Raw genomic sequence first — 4584 nt, 5'->3', positions numbered from 1 at the left:
GTACCTGGCGCCCTACCCCGCCCGGCGCCCCGCCTCGCGCGCCAGGGCCCTCTGTTACGGCGCTGAAGCCGACCGGTGACAGTCGACGGCCGACCCATGACAGCCGAGCCGATCCGGCCGAATGGCAGCCGGGCCGATCCGGCCGAAAAGACACCTTCGACGCCCCGGTTTGTCGCGCGCCCGTGACGACAGTCACAAACGAGTGATAACTTCGGAGGACCGCGCAACGTACGGCACCGCCGCCCAAGGAGGCCGCACGTCATGAGTCCCTTCACCGGCTCCGCCCGCCGCACCGCCGACTGGGAGCATCTGCGCCTCCAGATCGCCGACGGGGTCGCCACGGTCACCCTCGCCCGCCCCGACAAGCTCAACGCCCTCACCTTCGGCGCCTACGCCGACCTGCGCGATCTGCTGGCCGAACTGTCCCGGGAGCGCGCGGTACGCGCCCTGGTGCTGGCCGGGGAGGGGCGCGGGTTCTGCTCAGGCGGCGATGTGGACGAGATCATCGGCGCCACCCTCGCCCTGGACACCGCCCAGCTGCTCGACTTCAACCGGATGACCGGCCAGGTGGTACGGGCGATCCGCGAATGCCCGTTCCCGGTGATCGCCGCCGTCCACGGGGTTGCCGCGGGCGCCGGGGCCGTCCTCGCCCTCGCCTCGGACTTCCGGGTCGCCGACCCGAGCGCCCGCTTCGCCTTCCTCTTCACCCGGGTCGGCCTGTCCGGCGGCGACATGGGCGCGGCCTATCTGCTGCCCCGGGTCGTCGGCCTCGGCCACGCCACCCGCCTGCTGATGCTGGGCGAGCCGGTCCGCGCGCCCGAGGCCGAGCGGATCGGCCTGATCAGCGAACTGACCGAGGAGGGCCACGCCGACGAGGCCGCGGGCGCGCTGGCCCGCCGCCTTGCCGACGGCCCGGCCCTGGCCCACGCCCAGACGAAGGCCCTGCTGACGGCGGAGCTGGACATGCCCCTGGCCGCCTCGGTCGAGCTGGACGCGGCGACCCAGGCACTGCTGATGAACGGCGAGGACTACCGCGAGTTCCACGCCTCCTTCATGGCGAAGCGGCCCCCCAAGTGGCAGGGAAGGTGAGCTTTCATGCAGGCGGCGAGCAACAACCCCCCACGCATCGCGATCATCGGCGGCGGCCCCGGCGGCCTTTACGCCGCCGCCCTCCTCAAACGCCTCGACCCCGCCCGTGAGGTGACCGTCTGGGAGCGCAACGCCCCGGACGAGACCTTCGGCTTCGGCGTGGTCCTCTCCGACGAGACCCTGGGCGGCATCGAACACGCCGACCCGGTCGTCCACGAGGCCCTGCAACGGCACTTCGTCCGCTGGGACGACATCGACATCGTGCACCGCGGCACCCGGCACACCTCCGGCGGCCACGGCTTCGCGGCCCTCGGCCGGCACCGCCTCCTGGAGATCCTGCACACCCGCTGCCAGGACCTGGGAGTCCGGATCGAGTTCCGCACCGAGGCCCCGCCCGCCGACCGGCTCATCGCCGAGTACGACCTGGTCGTCGCCGCCGACGGGGTGCACAGTGCCACCCGCGAGAGCCACGCCGACGTCTTCCGCCCCCGGATCACCGGCCACCGCTGCCGCTACATCTGGCTCGCCGCCGACTTCGCCTTCGACGCCTTCCGCTTCGAGATCGCCGAGACCGAGCACGGCGTGCTGCAACTGCACGGCTACCCGTTCTCGCCCGATGCCTCCACCGTCATCATCGAGATGCGCGAAGAGGTCTGGCGGGCGGCGGGATTCGACGAGATGGACCCGCGCGAATCGACCGACCGCTGCGCCAAGATCTTCGCCGAGGCGCTGCGCGGCCGCCCCCTGCGCTCCAACAACTCCGCTTGGACGACCTTCCGTACGGTGGTCAACGACCACTGGTCGCACGGCAATCTGGTCCTGCTCGGCGACGCCGCCCACACCGCCCACTTCTCCATCGGCTCCGGCACCAAACTGGCCGTCGAGGACGCCCTCGCCCTGGCCGCGTGCCTGCGTGAACAGCCGGACGTACCGGCCGCGTTGACGGCGTACGAGGCGGAGCGCAAGCCCGTCGTCGCCTCCACCCAGCGGGCCGCGCGAGCCAGCCTGGAGTGGTTCGAGGACCTGGACCGGTACCGGGACCAGCCGTCCCGCCAGTTCGCCTTCAACCTGCTCACCCGCAGCCGCCGCGTCACCCACGACAATCTCCGGCTGCGCGACGCCCGCTTCACCGGGTCCGTGGAGCGCGAGTTCGGCTGCCCGCCCGGCACGCCCCCGATGTTCACCCCGTTCCGGCTACGCGGCCTGACCCTGCGCAACCGCGTCGTCGTCTCCCCGATGGACATGTACTCCGCCACCGAGGGCGTGCCCGGCGACTTCCACCTCGTGCACCTCGGCGCCCGCGCGCTCGGCGGCGCGGCCCTGGTCATGACCGAGATGGTGTGCGTGAGCGAGCAGGGCCGGATCACCCCCGGCTGCGCCGGCCTCTACACCGGCCGCCAGGCGGAGGCATGGCGGCGCGTCACCGACTTCGTGCACCGGCAGGCGCCGGGCACGGCGATCGGCGTCCAGCTCGGCCACTCGGGCCGCAAGGGCTCGACCAAGCTGATGTGGGAGGGGATCGACGAGCCGCTGCCCACCGGCAACTGGCCGATCGTGGCCCCCTCCCCGCTGCCGTACCGGCCGGGCAGCCAGACCCCCCGCGAACTCTCCCGCGCCCAGCTCACCGACATCCGCGAGCAGTTCACCTCGGCCGCCTGGCGCGCCGCCCGCGCCGGCTTCGACCTCCTCGAACTCCACTGCGCCCACGGCTATCTGCTCTCCGGCTTCCTCTCGCCCCTCACCAACCGCCGCACCGACGCGTACGGCGGCTCACTGGAGAAGCGCCTGCGCTTCCCGCTGGAGGTCTTCGACGCCGTACGCTCGGTATGGCCCGCCGAACGCCCCATGACGGTCCGCATCTCCGCCACCGACTGGGCCGAGGGCGGTACGACCCCCGAGGACGCGGTCGAGATCGCCCGCGCCTTCGCCGCCCACGGCGCCGACGCGATCGACGTCTCCACCGGCCAGGTCGTCTCCGAGGAGCAGCCGGACTTCGGCCGCTCGTACCAGACCCCGTACGCCGACCGCATCCGCCACGAGGTGCGCATCCCGGTGATCGCCGTGGGCGCGATCTCCTCCTGGGACGACGTCAACTCACTGATCCTGGCGGGCCGTACGGACCTGTGCGCCCTGGCCCGCCCGCACCTCTACGACCCCCACTGGACCCTGCACGCCGCTGCCGAGCAGTCCTACGAGGGCCCCGGCGTCCACTGGCCCACCCCCTACCGCGCGGGCAGTCGCCGCCCGCAGACGGGCCGCACGGACACTCCCAAACCCCGGCTGTCGTTGAGCGACTGAGGGCACCGGCACCCGCCCGCGGGCCGCTCCCGGCTACCACATCATGCGGAGCAGCCGCCGCCCCTTGCTCCCCCAACTACCCAGCGAAGAACAACCGCCACCTCGGCCTGGAACAGCACTCCCGCCAGCCCCGCCGCCAGCAGCCCCCGCAGCGGGCCGCGGGACACCAGCCACTTCGGCGCGACCGCCGGCGCCGCTCCCGTCACCACGCCGAGCAGTACGCCTGCCGCCAGGCTGCCCGCCACGGCGATCAGTCCCGGCCGCAGGACCGCGAGCGGACCGGACCCGAACGGGGCCACCGCCACGAAGAGGAACAAGATGCCCCAGAAGACCGCCGGGATCACCCCGACCCGCACCCCGAACCGCATGCCGCGCCGCGCCGCACCCTGCCTCACCATCACGCATGCCCCCCATGTCCCCCCCACGGCCGACAGCCCGGCCGCTCGTAACTCCTGAGCTTGGATATACGGTCCAATTTCGCCTCGCCACCAGACAAACCCCCAGGTCAGCGACGTGAAGCGGGTGCGGTGGTCCGGAATTGTGCCGACGGCCACAGCGAACGGGTTGCGCGAAGGCGCATAATGAGCCATGACAAAGCCTCCTGCGCCGAAGCGCCACCTGCCGACGAGCCCCTTCAAGGCCCCGGTCGCACCGGTTCCCAAGCACTTCGCCCTGGGTGATCAGGTCACGCATGACATGTACGGTCTCGGCCGAGTGGTCGGCATCGAGGAGGGCGTCGCGGCCCTCGTGGACTTCGGCTCCTCGCAGATGCGGATCTTGAGCCCGTACAGCAAGATGACCAAGCTGTAGCACCGCGGTGTCCGGTCACGGCACCCCAGGACCCCACTCGGGGAACCTGTCACGAAAGAGAGCCCTCCCATCGATTCCTCCTCGCTGTTCTCCGCTCCGGAAGGGCAGCCCCGCTGCCCGGCCGCGGCCTCGCCGCCCCCGGCGACCAACCCCTTCCAGGCCCCCGACTTCGGAGAGGCCGACACCTTCTCGCCGGACGACGTCCAGCCGCCCACCTCGAACACCCGCGGACCACGCGCCAAGGCGGCCTAGCCCCGCGTACGCCGGCGGCTCCTGGCCCTGGACGGGAAGCTCCGGGCGGCGGGCCAGGAACACCAGGTAGGCGATCGCCGCCGTCGCCCCCAGCAGAGACAGTCCCCCGCCCACCAGGGCGCGGCGCCCGCTCGC

4 protein-coding genes are annotated in these 4584 nt (G+C 72.3%); 3 read left to right on the top strand and 1 reads right to left on the bottom strand.

Going from position 1 to position 4584, the window contains the following annotated elements; all coding sequences use genetic code 11:
* The first annotated feature begins 261 nt into the window (after positions 1–261).
* Together CCN72_RS29710 and CCN72_RS29705 are read left to right on the top strand one after the other, a co-directional pair.
* On the top strand, positions 262–1089 hold the full coding sequence (locus tag CCN72_RS29710; protein WP_086811072.1) for an enoyl-CoA hydratase family protein: 828 nt from the start codon (positions 262–264) through the stop codon (positions 1087–1089).
* 6 nt (positions 1090–1095) lie between these two features.
* Positions 1096–3387, top strand: coding sequence for a bifunctional salicylyl-CoA 5-hydroxylase/oxidoreductase (locus tag CCN72_RS29705; RefSeq protein WP_086811071.1), 2292 nt, complete (start codon positions 1096–1098; stop codon positions 3385–3387).
* A gap of 41 nt (positions 3388–3428) precedes the next feature.
* Here CCN72_RS29705 and CCN72_RS29700 read toward each other — a convergent pair whose 3' ends face one another.
* Positions 3429–3785, bottom strand: a complete 357-nt coding sequence (locus CCN72_RS29700) for a hypothetical protein (RefSeq protein WP_143664241.1) — start codon at positions 3783–3785, stop codon at positions 3429–3431.
* 190 nt (positions 3786–3975) lie between these two features.
* Between CCN72_RS29700 and CCN72_RS29695 the strand changes: the two genes are divergently transcribed.
* Positions 3976–4197: a hypothetical protein gene (locus CCN72_RS29695; protein ID WP_037654281.1), complete on the top strand. Its 222-nt coding sequence runs from the start codon at positions 3976–3978 to the stop codon at positions 4195–4197.
* Positions 4198–4584: the final 387 nt, after the last annotated feature.

Origin of the sequence: Streptomyces murinus (assembly GCF_002154555.1) — a bacterium.
GTDB classification, from domain to species: Bacteria; Actinomycetota; Actinomycetes; order Streptomycetales; family Streptomycetaceae; genus Streptomyces; species Streptomyces murinus.
The sequence above is the reverse complement of the archived record's forward strand: the minus strand, read 5'-3'. Positions and strand labels throughout refer to the sequence as shown.